The sequence below is a fragment of the Saccharomonospora sp. NPDC046836 genome (assembly GCF_040645195.1).
GTDB lineage: Bacteria > Actinomycetota > Actinomycetes > Mycobacteriales > Pseudonocardiaceae > Prauserella_A.
In genome coordinates this window covers 107,474-130,961 of the sequence record NZ_JBEYXW010000017.1, presented here as the reverse complement: position 1 = coordinate 130,961, position 23,488 = coordinate 107,474, and the positions used below count along the sequence as shown (strand labels likewise).

Annotated in this window: 24 protein-coding genes; 21 read left to right on the top strand and 3 right to left on the bottom strand. The window is 70.4% G+C overall.

Going from position 1 to position 23,488, the window contains the following annotated elements:
- Positions 1–15: 15 nt before the first annotated feature.
- Positions 16–783, top strand: coding sequence for an NAD(P)H-dependent oxidoreductase (locus tag ABZ863_RS20350; protein ID WP_358537816.1), 768 nt, complete (start codon positions 16–18; stop codon positions 781–783).
- 18 nt (positions 784–801) lie between these two features.
- Positions 802–2,529 carry a DNA polymerase/3'-5' exonuclease PolX gene (gene polX / locus ABZ863_RS20345; protein ID WP_358537813.1) on the top strand — a complete coding sequence of 576 codons (1,728 nt, stop codon included), beginning with the start codon at positions 802–804 and terminating at the stop codon, positions 2,527–2,529.
- Here polX and ABZ863_RS20340 read toward each other — a convergent pair.
- Positions 2,511–2,831 (bottom strand): MarR family transcriptional regulator, encoded by a 321-nt coding sequence (locus tag ABZ863_RS20340; protein WP_358537883.1) that lies wholly within the window; start codon positions 2,829–2,831, stop codon positions 2,511–2,513. The genes polX and ABZ863_RS20340 overlap by 19 nt on opposite strands.
- Before the next feature lie 237 nt (positions 2,832–3,068).
- Here ABZ863_RS20340 and ABZ863_RS20335 point away from each other — a divergent pair, with 237 nt between their 5' ends.
- From ABZ863_RS20335 to ABZ863_RS20295, 9 genes are all read left to right on the top strand, one after another.
- Positions 3,069–3,977: an SDR family NAD(P)-dependent oxidoreductase gene (locus ABZ863_RS20335; protein WP_358537810.1), complete on the top strand. Its 909-nt coding sequence runs from the start codon at positions 3,069–3,071 to the stop codon at positions 3,975–3,977.
- A gap of 15 nt (positions 3,978–3,992) precedes the next feature.
- On the top strand, positions 3,993–4,865 hold the full coding sequence (locus ABZ863_RS20330) for an amidohydrolase family protein (RefSeq protein WP_358537807.1): 873 nt from the start codon (positions 3,993–3,995) through the stop codon (positions 4,863–4,865).
- On the top strand, positions 4,862–5,317 hold the full coding sequence (locus tag ABZ863_RS20325) for a MaoC family dehydratase (RefSeq protein WP_358537804.1): 456 nt from the start codon (positions 4,862–4,864) through the stop codon (positions 5,315–5,317). The genes ABZ863_RS20330 and ABZ863_RS20325 overlap by 4 nt, the downstream gene beginning before the upstream one ends.
- Positions 5,318–5,344: 27 nt before the next feature.
- Positions 5,345–6,898 (top strand): AMP-binding protein, encoded by a 1,554-nt coding sequence (locus ABZ863_RS20320; RefSeq protein WP_358537801.1) that lies wholly within the window; start codon positions 5,345–5,347, stop codon positions 6,896–6,898.
- A 105-nt stretch (positions 6,899–7,003) separates the two neighbouring features.
- Positions 7,004–8,146: an MBL fold metallo-hydrolase gene (locus ABZ863_RS20315; RefSeq protein WP_358537799.1), complete on the top strand. Its 1,143-nt coding sequence runs from the start codon at positions 7,004–7,006 to the stop codon at positions 8,144–8,146.
- A gap of 69 nt (positions 8,147–8,215) precedes the next feature.
- On the top strand, positions 8,216–8,722 hold the full coding sequence (locus tag ABZ863_RS20310; protein WP_358537797.1) for a PH domain-containing protein: 507 nt from the start codon (positions 8,216–8,218) through the stop codon (positions 8,720–8,722).
- Entirely contained in the window at positions 8,719–10,254 is a 1,536-nt protein-coding gene (locus ABZ863_RS20305; protein WP_358537795.1) for a PH domain-containing protein, read from the top strand. Before ABZ863_RS20310 ends, ABZ863_RS20305 begins: the two co-directional genes overlap by 4 nt.
- Before the next feature lie 13 nt (positions 10,255–10,267).
- Positions 10,268–11,296: an aminotransferase class V-fold PLP-dependent enzyme gene (locus ABZ863_RS20300; RefSeq protein WP_358537793.1), complete on the top strand. Its 1,029-nt coding sequence runs from the start codon at positions 10,268–10,270 to the stop codon at positions 11,294–11,296.
- Positions 11,297–11,321: 25 nt separating this feature from the next.
- Positions 11,322–12,032: a hypothetical protein gene (locus ABZ863_RS20295; protein ID WP_358537791.1), complete on the top strand. Its 711-nt coding sequence runs from the start codon at positions 11,322–11,324 to the stop codon at positions 12,030–12,032.
- A 4-nt stretch (positions 12,033–12,036) separates the two neighbouring features.
- On the opposite strand, the gene ABZ863_RS20290 is transcribed toward ABZ863_RS20295, so the two are convergent.
- Positions 12,037–12,996 (bottom strand): ferritin-like domain-containing protein, encoded by a 960-nt coding sequence (locus tag ABZ863_RS20290; RefSeq protein WP_358537789.1) that lies wholly within the window; start codon positions 12,994–12,996, stop codon positions 12,037–12,039.
- Between the two features lie 99 nt (positions 12,997–13,095).
- On the opposite strand from ABZ863_RS20290, the gene rimP reads away from it, so the two are divergent.
- From rimP to ABZ863_RS20250, 8 genes are all read left to right on the top strand, one after another.
- Positions 13,096–13,635 carry a ribosome maturation factor RimP gene (rimP, locus tag ABZ863_RS20285; protein WP_358537787.1) on the top strand — a complete coding sequence of 180 codons (540 nt, stop codon included), beginning with the start codon at positions 13,096–13,098 and terminating at the stop codon, positions 13,633–13,635.
- On the top strand, positions 13,632–14,681 hold the full coding sequence (gene nusA, locus ABZ863_RS20280) for a transcription termination factor NusA (protein WP_358537785.1): 1,050 nt from the start codon (positions 13,632–13,634) through the stop codon (positions 14,679–14,681). The genes rimP and nusA overlap by 4 nt, the downstream gene beginning before the upstream one ends.
- Positions 14,678–15,079: a YlxR family protein gene (locus ABZ863_RS20275; protein WP_358537783.1), complete on the top strand. Its 402-nt coding sequence runs from the start codon at positions 14,678–14,680 to the stop codon at positions 15,077–15,079. Before nusA ends, ABZ863_RS20275 begins: the two co-directional genes overlap by 4 nt.
- 78 nt (positions 15,080–15,157) lie before the next feature.
- Positions 15,158–18,055 carry a translation initiation factor IF-2 gene (infB, locus tag ABZ863_RS20270; protein WP_358537780.1) on the top strand — a complete coding sequence of 966 codons (2,898 nt, stop codon included), beginning with the start codon at positions 15,158–15,160 and terminating at the stop codon, positions 18,053–18,055.
- 65 nt (positions 18,056–18,120) lie between these two features.
- Positions 18,121–18,414, top strand: a complete 294-nt coding sequence (locus tag ABZ863_RS20265; RefSeq protein ID WP_358537777.1) for a DUF503 domain-containing protein — start codon at positions 18,121–18,123, stop codon at positions 18,412–18,414.
- Between the two features lie 32 nt (positions 18,415–18,446).
- Positions 18,447–18,893 (top strand): 30S ribosome-binding factor RbfA, encoded by a 447-nt coding sequence (gene rbfA / locus ABZ863_RS20260; protein WP_358537775.1) that lies wholly within the window; start codon positions 18,447–18,449, stop codon positions 18,891–18,893.
- Positions 18,894–18,938: 45 nt separating this feature from the next.
- Positions 18,939–19,190, top strand: coding sequence for a hypothetical protein (locus tag ABZ863_RS20255; RefSeq protein ID WP_358537773.1), 252 nt, complete (start codon positions 18,939–18,941; stop codon positions 19,188–19,190).
- Entirely contained in the window at positions 19,187–19,588 is a 402-nt protein-coding gene (locus ABZ863_RS20250; RefSeq protein WP_358537771.1) for a type II toxin-antitoxin system VapC family toxin, read from the top strand. The genes ABZ863_RS20255 and ABZ863_RS20250 overlap by 4 nt, the downstream gene beginning before the upstream one ends.
- Before the next feature lie 7 nt (positions 19,589–19,595).
- Here the strand turns inward: ABZ863_RS20250 and ABZ863_RS20245 are convergent, their stop codons facing one another.
- Positions 19,596–20,636, bottom strand: coding sequence for an SAM-dependent methyltransferase (locus tag ABZ863_RS20245; protein WP_358537769.1), 1,041 nt, complete (start codon positions 20,634–20,636; stop codon positions 19,596–19,598).
- 50 nt (positions 20,637–20,686) lie between these two features.
- Between ABZ863_RS20245 and ABZ863_RS20240 the strand changes: the two genes are divergently transcribed.
- Both ABZ863_RS20240 and ABZ863_RS20235 read left to right on the top strand, forming a co-directional pair.
- A complete protein-coding gene (locus tag ABZ863_RS20240; RefSeq protein ID WP_358537766.1) occupies positions 20,687–22,003 on the top strand; it encodes an MATE family efflux transporter in 1,317 nt (438 codons plus the stop codon).
- Positions 22,004–22,142: 139 nt separating this feature from the next.
- Complete coding sequence (locus tag ABZ863_RS20235; RefSeq protein ID WP_358537764.1) at positions 22,143–23,480, top strand: MFS transporter; 1,338 nt, start codon at positions 22,143–22,145, stop codon at positions 23,478–23,480.
- Positions 23,481–23,488: the final 8 nt, after the last annotated feature.

Genomic DNA, 23,488 nt, shown 5'->3' with positions numbered 1-23,488 from the left:
CGCACGATCGTGTCCATGAACGTGTTGTGGGTATTCGCTCATCCGGAACAGCGCTCGCTGAACGGTGCGCTGAAGGACATGGGCGTCCGCGCGCTGGCCGAGGACGGCCACAGCGTGTGCGTGTCCGATCTCTACGCCATGAAGTGGGATCCGGTGGTCGATGGCGGCGACTTCGACCATGATCCGGAGCGGCGACTGCTCGTCGGCGAAGCCTCCCAGCAGGCACACGTGGCAGGCCGGCTCAGCTCCGACATCACTGCGGAGCAGGAGCGGATCGCGTGGGCGGACACGCTCGTCGTGCAGTTCCCGATGTGGTGGTTCGGGATGCCCGCCATCCTGAAGGGCTGGTTCGACCGGGTGTTCGTCAACGGGTTCGCGTTCGGTGTCAAGGATCCGGTGAGCGGGCGAACGCTGCGCTATGGCGACGGGGGCCTGGCCGGCAAGCGGGCCATGGTGGTCACCACCATCGGTGCCAGGGAGGCGTCCTTCGGTCCGCGCGGTATCCACGGCGAGCTGCACGACGTGCTGTTCCCCGTGCACCACGGGATCTTCTGGTACACCGGCATGTCCGTCCTGCCGCCGGTCGCCGTGTACGGCGCGGACCGGGCCACCGGGGCCGACTTCACCCTCGCGGCGCAGCACCTGCGGCAGCGGCTGGCCGCACTGCCCACCACCGAGCCCATCCGGTTCCGCCATCAGGACGGCGGCGACTACGACACCGAGCTGGTACTGCAGCCGCAGGTCGCCCCTGGGCAGGCGGGTATCGGGGCGCACTACAGCTGAAACACCTACGCTGGGGTCATGGCCCGGCCGAACGATGAGGTCGAGGAACTGCTCCAGGAGTACGCCGACCTCCTCGCCATCACCGGCGGTGACGCGTTCAAGGTGCGGTCCTATGAGAAGGCCGCACGCGCCATCGGCGGGTACCACGAGGACGTCTCCACTCTCGACGGCAAGGCATTACGGGCGATTCCCGGCGTCGGCAAGTCGATCGCAGACAAGATCGTCGAGTACTTCGCGACCGGCAGCGTGCAGGCCGTCGAGGAGGTCCGCGCGACGATGCCCGCCGGGGTCCGTGAGCTCATCGCGATCCCCACGCTCGGCCCGAAGAAGGCCGCGGTGCTCCACGACGACCTCGGCATCACCTCGGTCGACCAGCTCGTCGAGGCGATCGAGGCGGAGCGGTTGCGTGGGCTGAAGGGTTTCGGGCCGAGAACTGAGGAGAACATCCTCCACGGCGTTCGCCTGCTGCGCCAGGCAGGCGGCAGGGTGCTGCTGAACGTCGCGCTGGACGTAGCCGATGCGGTGATCGCGGAGTTGACCGCCGTCACCGGCTGTGAGCGCTGTGTGTACGCCGGATCGCTGCGCCGGTTCCGGGAGACGATCGGCGACGTCGACATCCTTGCGGCGGCAAAGGACTCCGAACCGTTGATGCGCGCGTTCCGTTCGATGTCCTTTGTGGACGAGGTGATCGCGGCGGGGGAGAAGAAGACCTCGGTGCGCACCACCAAAGGACTACAGGTGGACCTGCGCGTCGTCCCGCTCGATGCCTGGGGCGCGGCCCTGCAGTACTTCACCGGCTCGCAGGCGCACAACGTCCGTACCCGCGTCATGGCGGTGCAAGCGGGGCTCAAGCTCTCCGAGTACGGCATCTTCGACGCCGAGACCGGTGCGCTGATCGTCTCCAAGACCGAGGAGGAGGTCTACCACCGGCTCGGCCTGCCGTGGATCCCGCCGCCGCTGCGGGAAGACCGCGGGGAGATCGAGGCGGCACTGCGTGGTGAGCTGCCGGAGCTGGTGACCGAGGCCGACCTGCGTGGTGACCTGCACACGCATACCGACCTCACCGACGGTGTGGCCTCGCTCGAGGACATGGTGCACGCGGCGGCCCAGCGGGGCCTCGACTACTACGCGATCACCGACCACGCCCCGGACATGCCCATGCAGCGCATGTCGGACGAGAAGGTACTGGCCCAGCGCCGGCGGGTGCGCGAGCTCGACGGCACGGTGCACGGGCTGCGGTTGCTCCACGGCACCGAACTCAACATCGGCCCGGACGGCGATGTGGACTGGCCGGAGGACTTCCTGCGCGGCTTCGACATCCGCGTCGCGTCCATCCACTCGCATTTCACCCAGGACCGCGCGACCATGACCCGGCGCCTGGTCCGGGCCTGTGAGAACCCCTGTGTCGACATCCTCGGCCACCCCACGGCCCGGCTCATCGGCAGGCGCCTGCCGGTCGACGTGGACCTGGCCGAGGTGTTCCGTGCCTGCGCACGCACCGGAACCGCGATGGAGATCAACTCGGCGCCCGACCGGCTCGACCTTCGCGACGAGGACATCCTGCTGGCCAGGCGCTACGGGGTGATGTTCGCGATCAACAGCGATGCGCACGCCGAACCGCATCTGGACCTGGTGCGTTACGGCGTCGGCACCGCCCAGCGTGGCTGGCTCACGGCCGCCGACGTCATCAACACCTGGCCGCTACGCCGGTTGCGAACGTTCCTTGCTCACAAGCCGACGCGCTGAAGAAGCTCGGCAAGCGTGCGGCGCTCGGCGCGGGAGAGGGCACCGAGCAGCTCGTCCTCGGCGCGCCGGGCCAGTTCGCCCACCTCCGCGAGCGTTGAGGTGCCACGGTCGGTCACGACGACCAGCCGGGTACGCCGGTCGTCGGGATGTGGGTCGCGGCGCACCAGCCCGGATCGCTCCAAGTCGTCGACCAGCGCCACCACGGCACTCGGATCGACACCGAGCACCTCGCCGAGCTCGCGCTGGGACAGCCCGCCGCGCTCGGCGGAGGCCGAGAGCACCGTGTAGTGCCTGCTGCGCAGGCCGTACGGCTCGAGCGCGCGGTTGAGGTTGCGGATCGCCCGCCCGCCCGCGCGGGCGAGCAGGTATCCGACCTGGCCCGTCGGTGTCGGCTCTGTGGTGGCGATGACTCCTCCTTGCTCGGCTGCGTCGCTCCATTCTGCCAGCGAACTCGATGAGGACCTAAATAGTTGACAATTCGAACGATTGATGGGTACATCTTTGTGTCAGGAACCCTGATACGCAAGGAGGCGGCAAAGATGGACCTGTCCGGGAAGGTTGCGATCGTGACCGGCAGTGGTCGCGGGCTCGGCCTCGCCTACGCCAAGGAGCTCGCGGCCGCAGGCGCCCGGGTGGTGGTCAACGACGTCGACGCCGAGACCGCCGAGGCGGCCGCAAAGGAGATCGGTGCCGCCGGTGGCACCGCGGTTGCCGAGGTCGCGGCGGTGGGCAGCACGGAGGCCGCCGAGGCGCTGGTCTCTCGCGCGGTCACCGAGTTCGGCAGGCTGGACGTGCTCGTGACCAACGCCGGCGTGCTGCGTGACAGGGTGCTGTGGAAGATGTCCGACGACGACTTCGACACGGTGATCAACGTCCACCTGCGGGGCACCTTCACCTGCGCGCGCGCCGCCGTGCAGCACATGCGTGAGCAGGGCGAGGGCGGCAGGCTCATCCTGGTCGGCTCGCCGGCGGGGCAGCGCGGCAACTTCGGCCAGACCAACTACTCGGCGGCCAAGGCGGGCATCGCCGCGTTCGCGCGGACCTGGTCGATGGAGCTGGCGCGCGCCGGCATCACCGTCAACGCGATCATCCCCGTCGCCGCGACCGCCATGACCGAGACCATCCCCGCGCTCAAGGGCTACGTCGACGCGCTGCGTAACGGTGAGCCGATGCCGCCGTTCGCCCGCAAGGCGCTGGCGTTCGGCAGCCCCGAGGACGCGGCCGGGCTCGTCGCCTTCCTCGCCTCCGACGCCGCGGCCGAGGTCACCGGGCAGGCCATCGGTATCGGGGGTGACCGGCTCTCGCTGTGGTCCCATCCGCAGCAGGTCGCCGCGGCCTACGCCGACGGCGGGTGGAGCGCCGACGCGATCGCGCAGGTGTGGTCCACCACCGTGGGTGCCGAGCCGCAGAGCGTCGGCGAGAAGCTGCCCGAGCCCCCGTCGGCCTAGCGCGGGAGGAAAACCATGGACCACACCACGCTCGACGCGATCGACGTCCACGTGCACGTCGAGATCGACCGGCACGGTCACCTGTCGCTGCCCGAGGACTTCCTCGAAGCCTCGGCACAGTACTTCGGCGCCGACCACAGGGCGCCGACCATGGCCGAGATCGCCGACTACTACCGGCAGCGCCGCATCGGCGCGGTCGTCTTCACGGTCGACATCGAATCGGCGACCGGTCATCCGGCGCTGTCGAACGAGGAGATCGCCGAGGCGGCAGGACAACACTCCGATGTGCTCATCCCGTTCGCCAGCATCGACCCGGCCAAGGGGGCGGCGGGGGCGCGCCGCTTCCGGGAACTGGTGACCGGACATGGCATGCGGGGACTGAAGTTCCACCCCAGCGTCCAGAACTTCGCGCCGAACGATGGCAGCGCCTACCCGTTGCTGGAGGTGGCGCAGGAGCTCGGTGTGCCTGCGCTGTTCCACACTGGACAGACGGGCATCGGCGCCGGTATGCCCGGCGGTGGTGGCATCAAGCTCGGCCTGTCCAACCCGATGCTGCTCGACGAGGTCGCCGTCGAGTTCCCCGACCTGACGATCATCATGGCGCACCCCTCGTTCCCGTGGCAGGACGAGGCGCTCGCGGTCGCCACGCACAAGCCCAACGTCTACATCGACCTGTCCGGCTGGTCGCCGAAGTACTTCCCGCCGCAGCTGGTGCGCTACGCCAACAGTCTGTTGCAGGACAAGGTCCTTTTCGGATCCGACTACCCGCTCATCACGCCGGACCGCTGGATGAGCGACTTCGCCAAGCTCGACATCAAGCCGCACGTGCGGCAGAAGATCATCAAGGACAACGCCGTGCGCGTCCTCGGACTGGAGGAGAACAAGTGACGACGAAGGTCAGCTTCGACGAGCTCAAGACACTGGCCGGTGCCGACCTCGGCCACAGCGACTGGTTCGAGGTCACGCAGGAACGCATCAACACCTTCGCCGACGCCACTGACGACCACCAGTGGATCCATGTGGACGTGGAGAAGGCCAAGGACGGGCCGTTCGGCGGTACGATCGCGCACGGCTACCTCACCCTGTCGCTCATCATTCCACTGTGGACCAACCTGCTCGACGTCGACGGCGTGACCACCAAGGTGAACTACGGTCTGAACAAGGTGCGCTTCCCCGCCCCGGTGCCCGCCGGGGCACGGTTGCGGCTCGGCGGCCGGGTCGCGGAGGTCGAGGAGGTGGCGGGCAACGGCATGCAGCTCACCGTCGACGTCGTCCTGGAGATCGAGAACGGTGGCAAGCCTGCCTGCGTCGCCCAGCCGGTTTTGCGTTTCTACGCCTGAGAACCCGGGACTCGACGAGGAGTCAGCATGATCTACCGCAGCCCGCTGCCTGACATCGACATTCCCGACGTCACGCTGACCGAGTTCGTCCTCGGCGGCGCGGCCGGCCTCGCCGCCAGGACGGCATTGCTCGATGGGGTGACCGGCGAGCGCATCAGCTATGCCGAACTGGCCGCGGCGGTCGCGGCGGGCGCGGGCGGTCTGGCTGCCCTCGGCATCCGGCCCGGCGACGTCGTGGCCCTGCTCAGTCACAACCAGCCGCAGTACGCGGTGGCCCTGCACGCCGTGATCGCGGCCGGGGCCACCGTCACGCCGGTGAACCCCGTGTTCACCCCGGCCGAGATCGGCAAGCAGCTGCGGGCCTCCCGCGCCACAGCCGTGATCGCCGCGGAGCCGGTCGCCGCCAAGGCACTGGAGGTCGCCAGGGACTGTGGCATCGAGCAGGTCATCGTCCTCGGCGAGCATCCCGGCGCGCGGCCCTTCGCCGAGCTGCTGGCCGCGGACGAGCCCGCGCCGCGGCTCGACCTCGACCCCCGCACGACGGTGGCGGCGCTGCCGTTCTCCAGCGGCACGACGGGCATGGCCAAAGGCGTGCGGCTCAGCCACCGCAACCTGGTGGCCAACCTCGCGCAGACACGGGTGGGCTGGCGGATCACCGGCGACGACGTGCAGGCGGCCGTGTTGCCGTTCTTCCACATCTACGGGTTCACGATCATCCTCAACTCCGGGCTGCTGGGCGGGGCGACCGTGGTGACCCTGCCCCGGTTCGAACCGGCGGGCTACCTCGAGGCGCTCGCCGAGCACCGCGTCACCCGGGCGTACTTCGCGCCCCCGATGGTGCTCGCACTGGCGAACGCGCCGGACGTCGAGGAGCACGACCTGTCGGCGCTGCGGTACTCGTTGTGTGGTGCGGCCCCGCTCGACGTGGAGGTCACCGAGCGCGCGGAGAAACGGCTCGGCTGCCGGATCCGGCAGGGCTACGGCATGACCGAGGCGAGCCCCGGGACCCACCAGGTGTTCGATGACGCGTTCGCCGCGACGCCGGCAGGCAGCGTGGGCAGGCTGTCACCGAACACCGAGGCGCGGCTGGTGCACCCCGGCACCGACACCGATGTCGAGCCGGGCCGGACGGGGGAGCTGCTCATCCGCGGGCCGCAGGTGATGCTGGGCTACCTGGACAACGAGGAGGCCACTGCGAGCACCGTCACCGACGGCTGGCTGCACACCGGTGACCTCGCGCGCGTGGACGCCGACGGGGTGTTCTGGATCGTCGACCGGCTCAAGGAGCTGATCAAGTACAAGGGCTACCAGGTCGCGCCCGCCGAGCTGGAGGCCGTGCTGCTGAGCCATCCGCACGTGCTCGACGCCGCGGTCATCGGCATGCCGCACGCCGAGGGTGGTGAGGCGCCGAAGGCCTTCGTCGTCGCCGACGGCGGGATCGGCGCCGGGGAGGTGCTCGCGTGGGTCGCCGAGCGCGTGGCGCCGTACAAGAAGGTGCGCGCCGTGGAATTCGTCGACACCATTCCCAAGTCGCCGACCGGCAAGATACTGCGCCGGGTGCTGAAGGAGCAGCACGGCTGACCCCGGAGCGGGCAACTCGCGTGCCGGAGCGGGGGACTCGCGTGGGGAACACCGGGTCCGCGTGGAGCGTTGCCACGGGCAGGCACGAGCGAACGGGGTAGGGACATGCCGAGACTGCCTGCAGCGATAACGGCCGGCGTGGGTGCGCTGATCACGGCGGGGGCGGTGCTGTCCGTGCGGAACCTGTTGCCGGCACTGGGCGCGCGCCCCGACGGCACGCTTCTCCTGCGCTCGCCGCAGTTCCGCGACGGCGCGTTCCGCAACACCGCCCCGGCCCGCTGGCTACCGCCCGGCAGCGGGCGCACAGCGGCGCGCGACTTCATCTTCGGTGAGCACCAGCGGCATCCGGCCGGTGCCGTCCCGCTGGTGCCGCCCGCGGGGCCCGCACCGGCCGAGGGGCTGCACATCACCTGGTACGGCCATGCCTCCTCGCTGGTCGAGCTCGACGGCGCCCGCGTACTGCTCGATCCGGTGTGGAGCGACCGCGTGTCGCCGCTGCCCTTCCTCGGCCCCCGGCGGCTGCACCCGGTGCCGCATGCGCTGGCGGAACTGCCCGCCCTCGATGCCATCGTGATCTCCCACGACCACTACGACCACCTGGACATGCCCACCGTCCGGACACTCGCACGCACCCAGACTGCGCCGTTCGTCGTACCGCTCGGTGTCGGGGCGCACCTGCGGAAGTGGCGGATTGCCGAGGAGCGCATCATCGAGCTCGACTGGGCAGGGCAGGCGCAGGTCGGCGAGCTGCGGATCACCGCGACGCCAGGGCAGCACTTCTCCGGCCGCTCGTTCACCCGCAACGACACGCTGTGGGCGTCGTGGGTCATCGCCGGGCCGAACCACCGTGTCTTCTACAGCGGTGACACCGGGTACTTCGACGGGTTCGCCGCCATCGGAAGGCAGTACGGTCCGTTCGACGCCACGCTGATCCAGATCGGTGCCTACGCCCCGAGCTGGCCGGACATTCACATGACGCCCGAGGAGGGCGTCACCGCGCACCTCGACGTGGGCGGGCAGCTGCTGATCCCGGTGCACTGGGGCACGTTCAACCTCGCCCCGCACGGCTGGACCGACCCGGTCGACCGGGCCTGGCGGGAGGCCAAGGCGCGGGGGGTGACCATGGCGGTTCCCCGCCCTGGCGAGCGAATCGCCGTCGCGGCGCCGACACCGGTCGACGGCTGGTGGCAGGCGCTGGCCGCCCCGGCCGCCCCAGCCGATCGGCAGGCGGTCCCCGCAGACGTGTGACGGTGCCGTACCTGCCGAGGTGCTAGCCTCCACCGACCCGTAGGGCAGCTGGAGGGGGCGGTGTCGGCGATGTCGATCGGGGAGGGCGCCGCGTTGCGGTTGCGCCCGCCGAGCAACCAGGTGGACCGCAGGGCCGTGCCGTGGTGGCGGACCACGCTTCTGCTCACCGGTGGTGTTCCAGTCCTCGTGCTCGTCGTGCTGGCGGTCTTCCTGTCCGGCGCCCGGTTCTGGCTACTGCTGCCCGCCGCCGTGCTGACCGTGCTCACGCTGCTCTCGGCGCTGCTGCTGCCGTTGTGGTGGTACCGCGTGCATCGCTGGGAGGTCACCGACGAGGCCGTCTACACGCGTACCGGAGCGATCTGGCAGGAATGGCGCGTGGTGCCGATGTCGCGCATCCAGACCGTCGACACCCAGCGCGGCCCGCTCGAACAGTACTTCGGCCTGGCAACGGTCACCGTCACCACCGCGTCGGCGCGGGGCGCGGTGAAGATCCCCGGCCTGCAGCACATGCTCGCCGCCGACCTGGCGCAGCAGCTCACCGAGACCACGCAGGCGACCCCCGGTGATGCGACGTGACGACCACCGAGGTCGGGTGGCAGCAACTCGACCGGCGCACCGTCGTGGTCACCGCACTCACCACAGCCGGGGTGTGCGTCGGTGGCGGGGTGCCCGCCGTCTACTGGATCGGGCGCGCCACGTCGCTGTGGATCGCGCTGGCGATCGTGCTCCCCGGTGCCGCACTGGTGATCGCGATCGCGGCGCTGGCCGATCTGTTGCGCTGGCACAAGACGAGGTACCGGGTACTGGCCGATCGCGTCCAGCTGAACAAAGGGATCGTCTTCCGCACCCGGCGCTCCCTCGCCCGCGAGCGCATTCGCAGCGTCGACCTCACCGCCGGACCGCTGCTGCGGGTGTTCCGCTTGGTCAACGTCAAGATCGGCACCGGTGAACAGACCGGAGCCGGGCAGAGCTCACTGAGCCTGTACCCGGTCGCGAGGGCGGAGGCCGAGCGGCTGCGCCGGGAACTGCTCGACAGGACACCGGCCGGTGCCCTTGGCGACGCAGGCGACGGGCGGCTCGCCACCCTCGATCCACAGTGGATCCGGTACGCGCCCATGTCGTTCGTGACGCCGACGCTGGGCGCTGCCGCGTTCGGTCTCGTGCTGCAGGTCGCCGACTGGTTCGGCATGCAGGACGGGGTCGTCATGTGGACCTTCAACCGGATGCGGGAGCTGCCGCTGGTCGTGGCCATCCTCGTTCTGGTGGTGATCGGGCTGGTGATCGGCCTGGTCGCCGCGAGCGCCCTGTTCGTGGAGATGTGGTGGCAGTACCGGCTCGACCGGGAGCCGGGTGGCACGCTGCGCGTGCGGCGGGGACTGCTGACGGCGCGCTCGATCTCCTTGGAGGAGCGGCGGTTGCGTGGTGTCGAGCTGGTTGAGCCGCTGGGTAACCGGCTGCTCGGCGCGGCACGCGTCGACGCCGTCGCGACCGGCCTGGTGAAGCAGAGCGAGAACGAGAGCACCGACCACAAGACGTTGCTACCCGCCGCACCGCGTACCGAGGCCGACCGGGTCGCAGCCGCGGTCCTGCGCGAGCCGGTGTCGCCGACCGCGGCGGTGGTGCTACGCGCGCATCCGGTCGCGGCGCGCGGCCGCCGCATCCGGTGGGGACTGGCCGGCGCCGCCGCCCCGGCGTTGGTACTGCTGCTGCTCGGCTGGCTGCTGTCGGTCGAGGTCCTGCTGCACCTGGCGTGGCTGAGCGCGGTCGTGCTGGTGCCGATCGCTGTCGCGCTCGCGCTCGACGCCTACCGCAACCTCGGGCACGGAATCGCCGGTGAGTACCTCGTCGCGCGCAGCGGATCGGTGCGGCGCGGCACCGTCGCCCTGCAGCGCAGGGGCGTCATCGGCTGGACCGCGCGGCAGTCCATCTTCCAGCGGCGCAAGGGCCTGCTGACCCTGACCGCGACGACCGCCGCGGGCTCCGGCGGGTACTCCGTCCACGACGTCGGCGAGAGCCAGGGGCTCGCCTTCGCCGAAGCCGCTGTGCCCGACCTCTTCGGCCCCTTCCTCGATCGCGCGGCTGACGAGAGCGATTCGAGCCGCGTGTGACACAGTCGCCGGCATGCGACATGCCTTCGGCGCGGACTTCGACGTGCCAGCCGGGTATCTGAACACCCCGAGCATCGGCATCCCGCCCGCTCCCGTCGCCGACGCGGTCGCCGCGGCGGTGCAGCGTTGGCGTACCGGCGCCGACAGCCCGCCCGATTTCGACGCCGCCGTCCACGCCTCGCGGCAGGCCTTCGCCCTGCTGGTCGGCGTGCCGGCCGACCGGGTGGCCATCGGCGGCAGCGTGTCGCAGCTGATCGCGACCGTCGCGGCCGGCCTGCCCGACGGCGCGCGGGTACTGGTCGCCTCCGGCGAGTTCACCAGCGTGAGCTTCCCGTTCGCGGCGCAGGCACACCGCGGGGTCAGCGTTCGCGAGGTACCGCTCGCCGACATTCCGTCCACAGTGGAGGGACATGACCTGGTAGCGGTGAGCGTGGCCCAGTCCGCCGACGGCGCGCTGGCCGACCTTTCGGCGCTGCGAGCCGCTGCCGAGTCCGCTGGGACGGCGGTGCTCCTCGACACCACGCAGGCCGCGGGCTGGCTACCGCTGCGGCTCGACTGGGCCGACTGGGTCGTCGGCGGTTCCTACAAGTGGCTGCTCGCCCCGCGGGGCGCGGCCTGGCTGGCCGTGCATCCGCGAGCACTGGAGCGCGGCCTTCCCGTCGCGGCCAACTGGTACGCGGGGGAGGATCCGTGGCAGGCGGTCTACGGGCTGCCCCTGCGGCTGGCGGCCGGGGCGCGCCGGTTCGACGTCTCACCGGCCTGGCTGGCCTTCGTCGGCGCCGCCGTCGCCCTGCCGTACCTGGCCACGCTCGACCTGACCGCGGTACGGGTCCATTGCACCGGGCTGGCCGGTCTGCTGCGGGCCGGGCTCGGTCTGCCGCCACAGGACAGCGCCATCGTCTCCCTCGCCGCACCGGGTGCGGCTGAGCGGCTGGCCGCCGCCGGGGTCACCGCCAGCGTCCGGGCAGGCAGGGCACGCGTCGGGTTCCATCTGTTCAACACCGCCGACGATGCCGAGCGGGTGCTGGACGCACTGGCGTGAGCGGAATCGGCTACGGTCACCGTCCGTGGCTGGACAGCAGCGATACCTCCCCGGGACGAGTGACACCGCGCCGTTGCCGGCTGTCGGACGGCAGGCAGGACCGCCGCCACCGCCACCATCACTGCCACCGCCGCCGTACGGTCCGCCGCGGAGGCGCGGGCCGCGGTTGCTGCTCCAGGGCGTTGGCCTGCTCGCCGTCGCCGTCGTCGCCGGGTTCGGGTGGTGGCTCATCCGCCAGGACAGCGGCACGAGCACGCCGGACGTGGCCGAGACACCGATGCCGGATGACCCGCTCGTCAGCGGGGAGTTCACCTACACCACCGTCGCAGGCCCGGACATCTCCACCGACTGTTCCGGCAACTCCTACGGCGATGTCGCCGAATGGTTTACCGAGCACCCCTGCACGCGCGTGTCCCGGGCCCTCTACAGCACCGGCACCGGTGACGAGCGGACGCTCGTGTCGGTCGTGCTCGTCACCATGCCCACCGAGAACGAAGCGCAGCAGCTCAAGGTCATCACCGACACCGACGGCACCGGCAATGTCAACGACCTCATCCGCGACGGGACGGCGAAGCTGCCGGGAGCGCCGAACGTGGCGCAGGGCGAGTACGAGTCGAGGTCCGCCGGCACCGAGGTGACGATCGTCGAGGCCGCGTTCTTCGACGAGCACACCGATGAGGCACTACTGGCCCGCATCGGAACCGACGCGCTCCGCCTGTCCACCACTCTGCGCTGAGGCTTTACCCACGCGCCGAGCCGCGGCCTGGCAGGGCGATCGCGGCTGGTTGCTCACCCGCCTCCATACGCCAGCTGGTGCACCTGGTCGCGGACCCGATCAGTGCCTGGGTGCCCAGTGTGCGCAGCGGCGCGTCGCCGGTGTGCTCCAGCACGCCGTGCCACGCCGTCGCCGCGTCCGTCTCGGCGGTGACGACGAACCGCATCGCCGAGGCCTGATCGGTCACCGGCTCCGGCGGCGGGTAGGCGGCCTCGGGCGGTACCGGGGCGGCCCCGGCGGCGGCGAGCAGCCGCTCGCACGCGTCGCGGCGGTCGCGGTGCGCGGCGGTTCCGGTGTCGACGCCCCTGTTGAAGTCGGCCGGCAGGAACGCGCTCACCAGGCTGTACACCCAGATTGCGGCATGCTCGGCCGCGAGTGCCCCCTGGAGGGCGTTCACCGCCTCGGCACCGAGCCGCCCAGGGGTGATCCGCTCCAGCTTGCCCGGTTGCCCGGCACCCAGTTCGGGCGCGAGCTGTTGCAGGGCAGCGCACCCCGCCGCGACCGAGCCGGCCAGCCCCGCACGGTAGGCGGGCAGCTGGGGCACCAGCGCGGCAGCGTGGTCTCTGGCCTCCGTCAGCCGGGTGGCCAGTGCCGCCAGGTCCGGCACGGTCGTGGCAGGGGAGGTGCTCTGCTCCGGTTCGGGCTTGTTGAGCCGGTCGACCTCGGCGCGCAGGGCAGTCGCCTGGGCGGATCGTGCGGTCGCCACCTGCCGGGCGAGGTCGGCGACGTCGGGAGCGGAGCCGGCGAGCGCGTTCGCCGCCGCGGCGTCGGCCTCGGCACCGGTCAGCAGCGGCAGCAGCGGATCGGGGCTGTCGTCGTAGCCGGTGGTGCAAGCGGAGGCGAGACCAGTCGCGGGAACGACCAGGGCGGCGAGCGCTGCCGCACGCAGAGCGTCACGCCGCGTCAGCGGGGCACGGGAAATCACAGGAACCCATCCTGCCAGGCGGGGGCTGCTGCGCGGCGCGACCGGGTGGGGGCACGATAAGCTAGACCACCACTTCGCACAAACTACGGGAGCATCACGGTGCCCAACGAACTCGCCAGCCGGCTGGAGCCCATCGTGGCCGAAGCCGTCAGGACCGCGGGTTTCGACCTCGACGCGCTGGACGTGCAACAAGCGGGCCGGCGCAAGCTCGTCAAGGTCGTGGTCGACGGCGACGACGGAGTCGGGCTCGACGAGGTCGCCGACATCAGCAGGGCGGTCTCCACGGTGCTCGATGCCCACGACCACCTCATCGTCGGCGCCTACACGCTCGAGGTCACCTCGCCGGGCGTTGACCGGCCGCTCACCGCCCAGCGCCACTGGCGGCGCGCCAAATACCGGCAGGTCCGCGTGAAGCCTGCCGACGGGGCCGAGTTCGTCGGCCGTGTCGGGGAGGCGGGGGAGAACTCCGCGCGGGTACTCGTCGACGGTGCCATCCGCGACGTCCACTACGGCGACGTGGCCAAGGCCGTCCTCGAGATCGAGTTCAGGCAGCCGCCGGCCGAGGAGCTCAAACTGCTGGAGGCCGATGCCTGCGGCAGGATCGATGAGGGTGCTGAATCGAAGGAGGAGTCGAAGTGAACGTCGACATCGCGGCGTTGCGCGCCATCGAGCGCGACAAGGACATCCCCTTCGAGACTGTGCTCGACGCCATTGAGACAGCACTGCTCACGGCGTACAAGCACACCGAAGGCCACCAGGCGCACGCCAAGATCGACATCGACCGCAAGACCGGGTACGTCCGGGTCCTCGCGCACACCCTCGACGAGAGCGGCGAGATCGCCGAGGAGTGGGACGACACGCCGGAGGGCTTCGGCCGCATCGCGGCCACGACCGCCCGCCAGGTCATCCTGCAGCGCCTGCGCGATGCCGAGCACGAGAAGACCTACGGCGAGTTCTCCGCCAAGGAGGGCGAGATCGTCGCCGGGGTGATCCAGCGCGACGCGCGCGCCAACGCCCGCGGGATGGTCATCGTCAGCGTCGGCGACACGGAGGGTGTGCTGCCCGCCGCCGAGCAGGTGCCTGGCGAGTCCTACGAACACGGCAGCCGGATCAAGGCCTACGTCGTCGGTGTGTCGCGCAGCGCGCGCGGCCCGCAGATCACGCTGTCGCGCACGCACCCCAACCTGGTGCGCAAGCTGTTCGCGTTGGAGGTGCCGGAGATCGCCGACGGCACCGTGGAGATCGCCGCCGTGGCCCGCGAGGCAGGCCACCGCTCCAAGATCGCGGTCCGCTCGACCGTCCCCGGCGTCAACGCCAAGGGCGCATGCATCGGCCCGGTGGGCGCGCGGGTGCGCAACGTCATGAGCGAGCTCGGTGGCGAGAAGATCGACATCATCGACTACTCGGAGGACCCGGCCCGCTTCGTCGGGAATGCCTTGTCGCCCGCGAAGGTTGTATCGGTGACCGTGGTCGACGAGCGTGCCAAGACGGCACGGGTCGTCGTCCCGGACTTCCAGTTGTCCCTGGCCATCGGCAAGGAAGGGCAGAACGCCCGGCTTGCCGCGAGGCTCACCGGCTGGCGGATCGACATCCGCAGCGATGCGGCCGCCGAGGGTGGCACCGGGCGTCGCCCGGGTGCGCCCGACTCGTCGCCACACGCGGCGACAACCGGTTCGGCTGAGTGAGGGGCCACGGGCTAAACTGGGATGTGGTGCAACGCCCGCGGTCGAATCCGGCATGTCAGCAGGACGAAGCCGTACCGGTTCGTACCTGTGTCGGATGCAGGCAGCGGGCGTTGATCGGTGAGCTGCTGCGGGTAGTCGCAGTGGGCGGGGCACTGGTCGTCGACGAACGTCGGCGGCTGCCGGGGCGTGGTGCGTGGGTGCACCCTGTCGCAGAGTGTCTCGCCAAAGCCGAACGGCGGCGGGCGTTTTCCAGGGCGCTGAGGGTCCAGGGCACGCTCGACACCGGCGGCGTACGGGGTCACGTGGAGGGGCTCGCCGAGCAGAACGCGGATCCGGGATGCTCCCGGGTCCGGAACCGGAACAAGGAAGCAGGTCGACCCGTCATGAGTCAGCCGTGAAGCTGAAGCCATGAACGCGCGACGATAGGACGAGGTCGAGCGGGTATTGCCGCCCGGCCTCACCAGTTGAGGAGAGCAGTGGCAGGCAAAGCCCGCGTGCACGAGCTCGCGAAAGAGCTCGGTGTCACAAGTAAGGAAGTTCTCGCCAAGCTGAAGGAGCAGGGCGAGTTCGTGAAGTCCGCGTCATCGACCGTCGAGGCACCCGTTGCCCGGCGGCTGCGTGACGCCTTCACCAGCAAGGATGGCAAGCAGGACCGCAGGTCCGGCCACCGGTCGTCCGCGCACAGCGGTAACGGCACGGCGCCGGTCGCGAAGCCGGCCGCGCCTTCGCAGGTGCGGCCTGGATCGTCGGCTCCGAAGCCGGGCCCCAAGCCCGGCCCGAGGCCGATGCCGGCTGCCCCGCGCCCGGCCGAGCAGGCGCCCGCTGTGCAGGCGCCTGCCGCGAAGGCGGCCCCGCCCAAGCAGGACCAGCAGCCCTCCGGCGGTTCGGTTGTTCCGCCGAAGCCGCAGGGTCCCAAGCCGGGCCCCAAGCCCGGTCCACGGCCGCCCCGTGTCGGCAACAACCCGTTCGGTGTCGGCTCCGGCGCTCCCGCGCCGCGTCCGGCCGCGCCGCGTCCCGGTGGCGGCCAGCAGGGCGAGCGTGGTCCGCGGCCCGGCGGTGACCGTCCGGCGGGCGGTCCGCGTGGCGGCGCCCCCGGTGGCAACCGGCCGAGCCCTGGCAACATGCCCCCGCGCCCGAACCCCGGCATGATGCCGACCCGTCCCGCCCGTCCCGGCGGCGGTCCTGGTGGCCGTGGTGGCCCTGGCGGCGGTCCTGGTGGCCGTGGTGGCCCTGGCGGTGGCCCCGGTGCCGGTCGCGGCGGCCGTGGTGGACCCGGTGGTGGCGGTGGCGGCGGTGGCTTCCGCGGTGGCCCCGGTGGTGGCGGCGGTGGCGGTGGCTACCGCGGCGGCGGCGGCCCCGGTGGTGGCGCACCTGCCGGCGGTGGTGGCGGTGGCGGTGGCTTCCGTGGTGGCCCCGGCGGTGGCCGTGGCGGTCCCGGTGGCCGTGGCGGAACGGCCGGAGCGTTCGGCCGTCCCGGTGGTCCCTCGCGCAAGGGCCGCAAGTCCAAGCGGCAGAAGCGCCAGGAGTACATGGAGAACATGCAGGCGCCGAGCGTCGGCGGCGTCCGTCTGCCCAAGGGCAGTGGCGAGACGATCCGGCTGCCGCGTGGTGCCTCGCTGACCGATTTCGCGGAGAAGATCGACGCCAACCCGGCGTCGCTGGTGCAGGTGCTGTTCCATCTCGGCGAGATGGTCACCGCGACGCAGTCCGTCTCCGAGGACGTGCTCGAGCTGCTCGGCACGGAGATGAACTACAACGTGCAGGTGGTCAGCCCCGAGGAGGAGGACCGCGAGCTGCTGGAGGCCTTCGACATCACCTACGGCGAGGACGCCGGTGATGAAGAGGATCTGCAGGTCCGGCCGCCGGTGGTGACCGTCATGGGTCACGTCGACCACGGTAAGACCCGCCTGCTGGACACGATCAGGAAGACCAAGGTCCACGAGGGTGAGGCCGGCGGAATCACCCAGCACATCGGTGCCTACCAGGTCGAGACCGAGCTCGAGGGCGTGGAGCGGCTCATCACCTTCATCGACACCCCGGGTCACGAGGCGTTCACCGCCATGCGTGCCCGTGGTGCGCAGGCCACCGACATCGCGGTGATCGTGGTCGCCGCCGACGACGGTGTCATGCCACAGACGGTGGAGGCGATCAACCACGCCCAGGCGGCGAAGGCGCCGATCGTGGTCGCGGTCAACAAGATCGACAAGGAAGGCGCGAACCCGCAGAAGATCCGCCAGCAGCTCACCGAGTACGGCCTGGTGGCAGAGGAGTACGGCGGCGACACGATGTTCGTCGACATCTCCGCCCGCGAGAACATCAACATCGACGGGCTGCTCGAGGCGATCCTGCTGACGGCGGATGCGGCACTGGACCTGCGGGCCAACCCGGACATGGAGGCCCAGGGTGTCGCGATCGAGGCGCACCTCGACCGTGGCCGGGGTCCGGTGGCGACGGTGCTGGTCCAGCGCGGCACGCTGCACATCGGCGACTCGGTGGTCGCGGGCGACGCCTACGGCCGCGTGCGCCGGATGGTCGACGAGTACAACCGGGACGTCACCGAGGCGCTGCCGTCGCGGCCGGTGCAGGTCATCGGCTTCACGTCGGTGCCTCGCGCAGGTGACACGTTCCTCGTGGTGGAGGAGGACCGGGTGGCCAGGCAGATCGCCGAGCGCCGCCAGGCCCGCATCCGCAACGCGGAGAACGCGGCCAAGCGCAAGCGCGTCAGCCTGGAGGACCTGGACTCCGCGCTCAAGGAGACCAACACCCTCAACCTGATCATCAAGGGTGACAACTCGGGTACCGTCGAGGCACTCGAGGCGTCGCTGCTGCAGATCGACGTGGGTGACGAGGTCGAGCTCAACGTCGTGCACCGCGGTGTCGGCGGCGTGACCGAGAGCGACATCGACCTGGCGACGGCATCTGACGCGATCGTGCTCGGGTTCAACGTGCGGGCCCAGGGCAAGGCGACCGAGCGGGCCAACCGCGAGGGTGTCGACGTCCGGTACTACACGGTGATCTACCAGGCGATCGAGGAGATCGAGCAGGCGCTCAAGGGCATGCTCAAGCCGGAGTACGAGGAGGTCGAGCTCGGCCGGGCCGAGGTCCGCGAGGTCTTCAAGTCCTCCAAGCACGGCACGATCGCCGGTTGCCTGGTCGTCTCCGGGCAGATCAGGCGTAATGCCAAGGCACGCCTGCTCCGCGACAACGTGGTGGTGGCGCAGGACCTGCCGGTGAACTCGCTGCGGCGGTTCAAGGACGACGCGACCGAGGTCCGCGAGGGCTTCGAATGCGGTCTGACGCTGGGCAAGTTCAGCGACATCAAGGTCGACGACGTGATCGAGACCTACGAGCAGCGCGAGAAGCCGCGCGAGTAAGGCGACCATCCGGCTGGGCGGGGGCATGCGCCTCCGCCCAGCCGGTGCCGCCTGGGTGCATCATCATGTTCGTTGGTTCCCTTGAGCTGGATCTGCTGCTCGGTGACGTCCGGTCGCTGAAGCAGAAGCGTTCACTCGTGCGTCCGCTGCTGGCCGACGTGCGCAAGCGGTTCGATGTGGCTGCCGCCGAGGCCGGTCACCTGGACCTGCACCGGCGCACGCTGGTCGGCATAGCCGTCGTGGCGGCGGACGGCGAGCATGTGCGGGACGTGCTGGACGCCTGTGAACGGTTCGTCGCGGCACGGCCCGAGGTCGAGTTGCTGTCGGTACGCCGCCGGCTGCTCGACCCCGAAGACTGATGGCTGGTTGAGAACAAGTAAGGGGGTGCGTCGTGGCCGATCAGGCTCGCGCACGGAGGCTGGCCAAGCGGATCAGGCAGATCGTCGCGTCCGCGATCGAGCACGAGATCAAGGACCCGCGCCTGGGTAACGTGACGATCACCGACGCGAAGATCACCGGCGACCTCCGCGATGCCACGGTGTACTACACGGTGCTCGGGGAGAAGCTCGACACGGCCCCGGACTTCGCGGGTGCCGCCGCGGCGCTGGAGTCGGCGCGCGGCGTGCTGCGCACCAAGGTCGGCCAGGGCACCGGGGTGCGGTACACACCGACTCTGACGTTCGTGGCGGACACGGTGCCTACCGACGCCCGGCACATCGACGAGCTGCTGGCGCAGGCCCGCGAGGCCGACGCCGAGGTCGCGCGGCAGGCCACGGGCGCCCAGCCCGCAGGCGACGCCGACCCCTACCGCGTGCCGCGTGAACCCGACGCCGAGTAGCCTGCCGCATTGATTTCGCAGTACCAATGACTGCATAATGCTGACATGAGCGTGCTGACAATCAGGGAAGTGTCCGACGACGTGAAGAACGCCTTGGTGCGTGACGCGCGAGAGCGTGGGCAGTCGCTCCAGGCTTTCCTGCTGGATGTCCTGCGCAGGCAGGCTGCGTTCGGCCGTAACCGGGAACTCCTTGCGGAGATCGAACAGGATCTGACCGAGGGCGGGGGCGCTGCGGAGGACGCGCCCGACGCAGCGGCTCTGCTGACACAGGCGCGGCCGGAGCGTGGCCTGGAGTGATCGTTGTCGATGCCTCGGTCCTGGCGAGCATGCTGCTGTATGCCGATGTGCGAGGGCGGCGTGCTCGCGAAGTGTTGGGCCGGGACCTCGAGTGGGCCGCGCCGGAGCACTGGACGGCCGAGGTCTTCTCTGTCATCAGGGGACTCGCTCTGGGTGGCAAGATCGAGGAGAAGCATGCCGTGCGGGCTGTCGGGCTGTTGCCGCGACTCGGCATCGAGACGGTTTCGCTCAGTGGCCTCCTCGCCCGGATGTGGCAACTGCGCGCGAACATCAGCGCATACGACGCGCCCTACGTCGCGCTTGCCGAGGCTCGAGGTCTCACGCTGGTGACGTCCGATTCCAGGCTGGCTCGTGCCGCGATGGGGTGCTGCCGGGTTGAACTGGTGCCCGCGGGCTGACCGCGGCTCACGAGTCCTTCCGCGCCACCAGCACGTCACGCAGGATCGCCTGGTCCACGCGGTGGGCGAGCTGGTCGTAGGGGCCACCCTCGCACACCGAAAGGCCGGCGTTGGTGACGATCTCGGCCAGCTCGTCCCGCTTGACCACGTAGGTGTTCCACGAGATGCCGAGCGCGCCGCCGGTGCGCAGCACCCGGCTCCACACCGGGACGGCCGCGGCGAGCAGATCCCGTGGGCTCCGCGCCAGCGCCGCGTCGGGCGTGCGGCTGCCGTGCTGCACGCCGTACGGCGCGTCGGTGACGATGACGTCCACCGAGTTGTTGCGCAGCAGCTCGTCGGTGTGGAGCGTGTCGCAGTTGAGGTAGCTGATCCGGCGGGTGTGGCCTGCCTTGTACTGCTCCTTGGTGCTGCCGTACTCGATGTCCAGCCTGCGGCCAAGGCGAACCTTGTTGCGCCGCAACGACGTCGCCTCCGCGGTGTGCTTGATCCGCTTGCTGCGCAACCAGGTCTTGATGAACTGCTGGTACGCCTCGAAATCCCGGCTGTCCACGTCCAGCCCGGTGGCGTCGTAGCCGTACATCATCGCCTGGTTGAGCGTGGTTCCCCTGCCGCACAACGGATCCAGCACGTGCAGTGGCCGCTCCAGCAACCCGGCGGGGCGAGTGGTGGAGAGCACGGTGAGGTTCAGCAGCAGCTTGGTGAACAGCTCGTTGGTCTTGCCGCTGTACTTCTGGATCGTCAGCAGGTCCGAGTCGAACTTGTCGAGCCGGTGCAGGGGAAGCGGCCGTAGGAGCTCACCGGCGACCTCGAACAGCACGTATGCCGACGACAGGTTCGACAGGTAGGCCACGTCCGTCTCGGCCAGCGGTGTCTGTGTGGTGAAGGTGACGTACTCGGCGCCGCCGATCGTGCGGAGGTCGGCATCGGTCACCGGTGCCGACAGCACGGTCGCGCCGAACACCGCGAGCTCCGCACGGAGCAGGCGGCTCGACGTCTCGGTGTAGACGCGGTTGGCCGACGGGAGAATGAGGATCGCGTACTCGGGCATCGGACATCAGCGTAACGGAGGGTGTCGGACACCCCGGTTACGCTCGCCAGGTGGCCGACGTGATCAACGAACGTGTTCCCCCGCGTAGGGTTCTCGGGCTCGCTGCCCCGGCACTGGGCGTGCTCGCGGCCGAACCCCTCTACGTCCTGGTGGACACCGCTGTCGTCGGGCATCTCGGCGCACTGCCACTCGCCGGTCTCGCGCTCGGCGGCGTGCTGCTGTCGCTGGTGTCGACGCAGCTGACCTTCCTCTCCTACGGCACGACCGCGCGCACGGCCCGGCTGCACGGTGCCGGTCGCCGCGCCGATGCCGTCGAGGAGGGTGTCCAGGCAACGTGGCTCGCCCTCGCGGTCGGTCTCGTCATCGTCGCCGCAGGGCAGCTACTGGCCGAACCGGTCGCGCGGGCGATGTCCGGCGACGATGCGATCACCGCCGAGGCCGTGTCGTGGCTGCGCATCGCGCTCCTCGGGACACCGATGATCCTGGTGACCATGGCCGGCAACGGCTGGATGCGCGGCGTACAGGACACGGTGCGGCCACTGCGCTACGTCCTGACGGGCAACGCGATCTCGGCGGTGCTGTGCCCGGTGCTGGTCTACCCGGCCGGCCTGGGGCTGGAGGGTTCGGCGGTGGCCAATGTGGTGGCGCAGACCATCTCCGGTGGTCTGTTCCTCGCCGCGCTCGGCAAGGAACGTGCGCGGCTGCGCCCGCGGCCGTCGGTCATGTGGGCACAGCTGCGGCTCGGGCGTGATCTGGTGTTGCGCAGCCTGGGTTTCCAGGCCTGCTTCCTGTCCGCGGCGACGGTGGCGGCACGCACCTCGACCGAGGCGGTCGGCGCCCACCAGGTCGTGCTGCAGCTGTGGACGTTCCTGTCGCTGGTGCTCGACTCGGTCGCCATCGCCGCCCAGTCGCTCATCGGTGCCGCGCTCGGCGCCGGTTCGGAGCGCAGCGCGCGCGGGGTGGCCGCGCAGCTCGCTCGCTACGGGCTGATCTTCGGCTGCGTCCTGTGTGTGGTGTTCGCGGCGCTGTCCCAGCTCCTGCCGCAGGCCTTCACCTCCGACGCCGGGGTGCTGGCCGAGATCCCCAACGCCTGGTGGTTCTTCGTGGCCCTGCAGCCCATTGCCGGTGTGGTGTTCGCCCTCGACGGCGTGCTGCTCGGCGCGGGCGATGCCGCTTTCCTGCGCAACGCGACGCTGGCCAGCGCGATCCTCGGCTTCCTGCCGCTGATCTGGGCGTCGCTCGGCTTCGGCTGGGGACTGGTCGGGATCTGGTCCGGACTGAGCCTGTTCATGCTGCTGCGCCTGGTGTTCGTGGTGGCGCGCTGGCGCGGTGGGAACTGGGCGGTGGTGGGCGCGGTGCGCCCGTGAACCCGGCGCAGTGCGACGTGTGGCGAAACGCACGTCTGTAACAGGTATGTTTCTGTGTTGCTTAGTCGATACAAGTATCGGGACGGCGGCGCAGGCGTCCCCTGTGGTCCGAAATGTCCTGCTAGGGGAAGGGGTTTTCTTGCCGTCCCGGAGCCCGGCGGCCGCGCGAGCCAGCGCGCGGTCGTGGCTGATCTGGTTGACCGCCGCATTCGTCTACGTCCTCGCCGTCTTTCACCGCACCTCGTTCGGGGTCGCGGGACTCGAAGCCGCCGACCGCTTCCAGGTCGGTGCCACCGCGCTCAGCACTTTCACGGTGCTGCAGCTCGGCGTCTACGCCGCCATGCAGATCCCCACGGGGGTCATCGTCGACCGGTTCGGTCCGCGTGCGGTGCTCACCGCCGCGCTGGTGTTCCTCGGCTCCGGACAGGTCCTGCTCGCCGTCGCCGACACCTACGCACTCGGCCTGATCGCCCGTGCTGTACTGGGTGTCGGGGACGCGATGACGTTCGTCTCCGTCCTGCGACTCGCCGCCAACCACTTCCCGGCCAGGCAGTACATGCTGGTCACCGCGCTCACCGGGGCACTCGGCTTCGCAGGCAACCTCGCGGCGACCGTGCCGCTGAGCCTGCTGCTCTCCGGTCCTGGCTGGCTGCCCACGTTCCTCGTCGCCGGTCTCGTGACCGTGGTGTTCGTCGCCGTCGTCCAATGGCGCGTGCACGACACGCCCACCGCCAGGACGACCGAATCGCTGCCCGTTCCCGCGCGCGCCGTCGGCAGGCAGGTCCTCACGGCCGTGCGGGTTCCGGGCACCCGGCTGGGCTTCTGGACGCACTTCTCCACCATGTTCGGCTCGAACGTGCTGGTCATGTTGTGGGGAGTGCCGTTCCTGGTGCAGGGCCAGGGGTACTCGGTCACGACGGCGAGCTCGCTGCTGGTGGTGTTCGTGGTCGGTGCCATGCTCGGCGGCCCGGTGCTGGGCGGTTTCATCGGGCGCAGGCCCGAGGCGCGGATGCCGTTGGCGATCACGTTCCTGGCGGGCAGCGCGGTGGTCTGGACGGTGTTGCTCAGCTGGCCAGGGCGGATCCCGCTGGTCGTGCTCGTGCCGGCGTTCGCCCTACTCTCCCTCGGCGGCCCGCTGTCCACGGTCGGCTTCGCGCTGGCCAGGGACTACAACCCGCTACCGCGCGTCGGTACCGCGACCGGGGTGGTCAACGTCGGCGGGTTCGCCGCGACCACCGTGACCGCACTGGCCATCGGCGTGCTGCTGGAGGCCACCGGCGGCAACTTCCGGATCGCGCTGCTGTCGGTACTCGTCGTGCTCGTGTTCGGCTCCTGGCGGATGGCTGTGTGGTACCTGCGGGCCCGTGCGGCGGTCTTCGCGGCGCAGGCACGCGGGGAGGCCGTGCCGGTGCAGCTGCGCCGCAGGCCGTGGGACACCTCCCTGCCGGACTGGGACCGGGTACCCGCCGTGGCGTGAACCGGGGT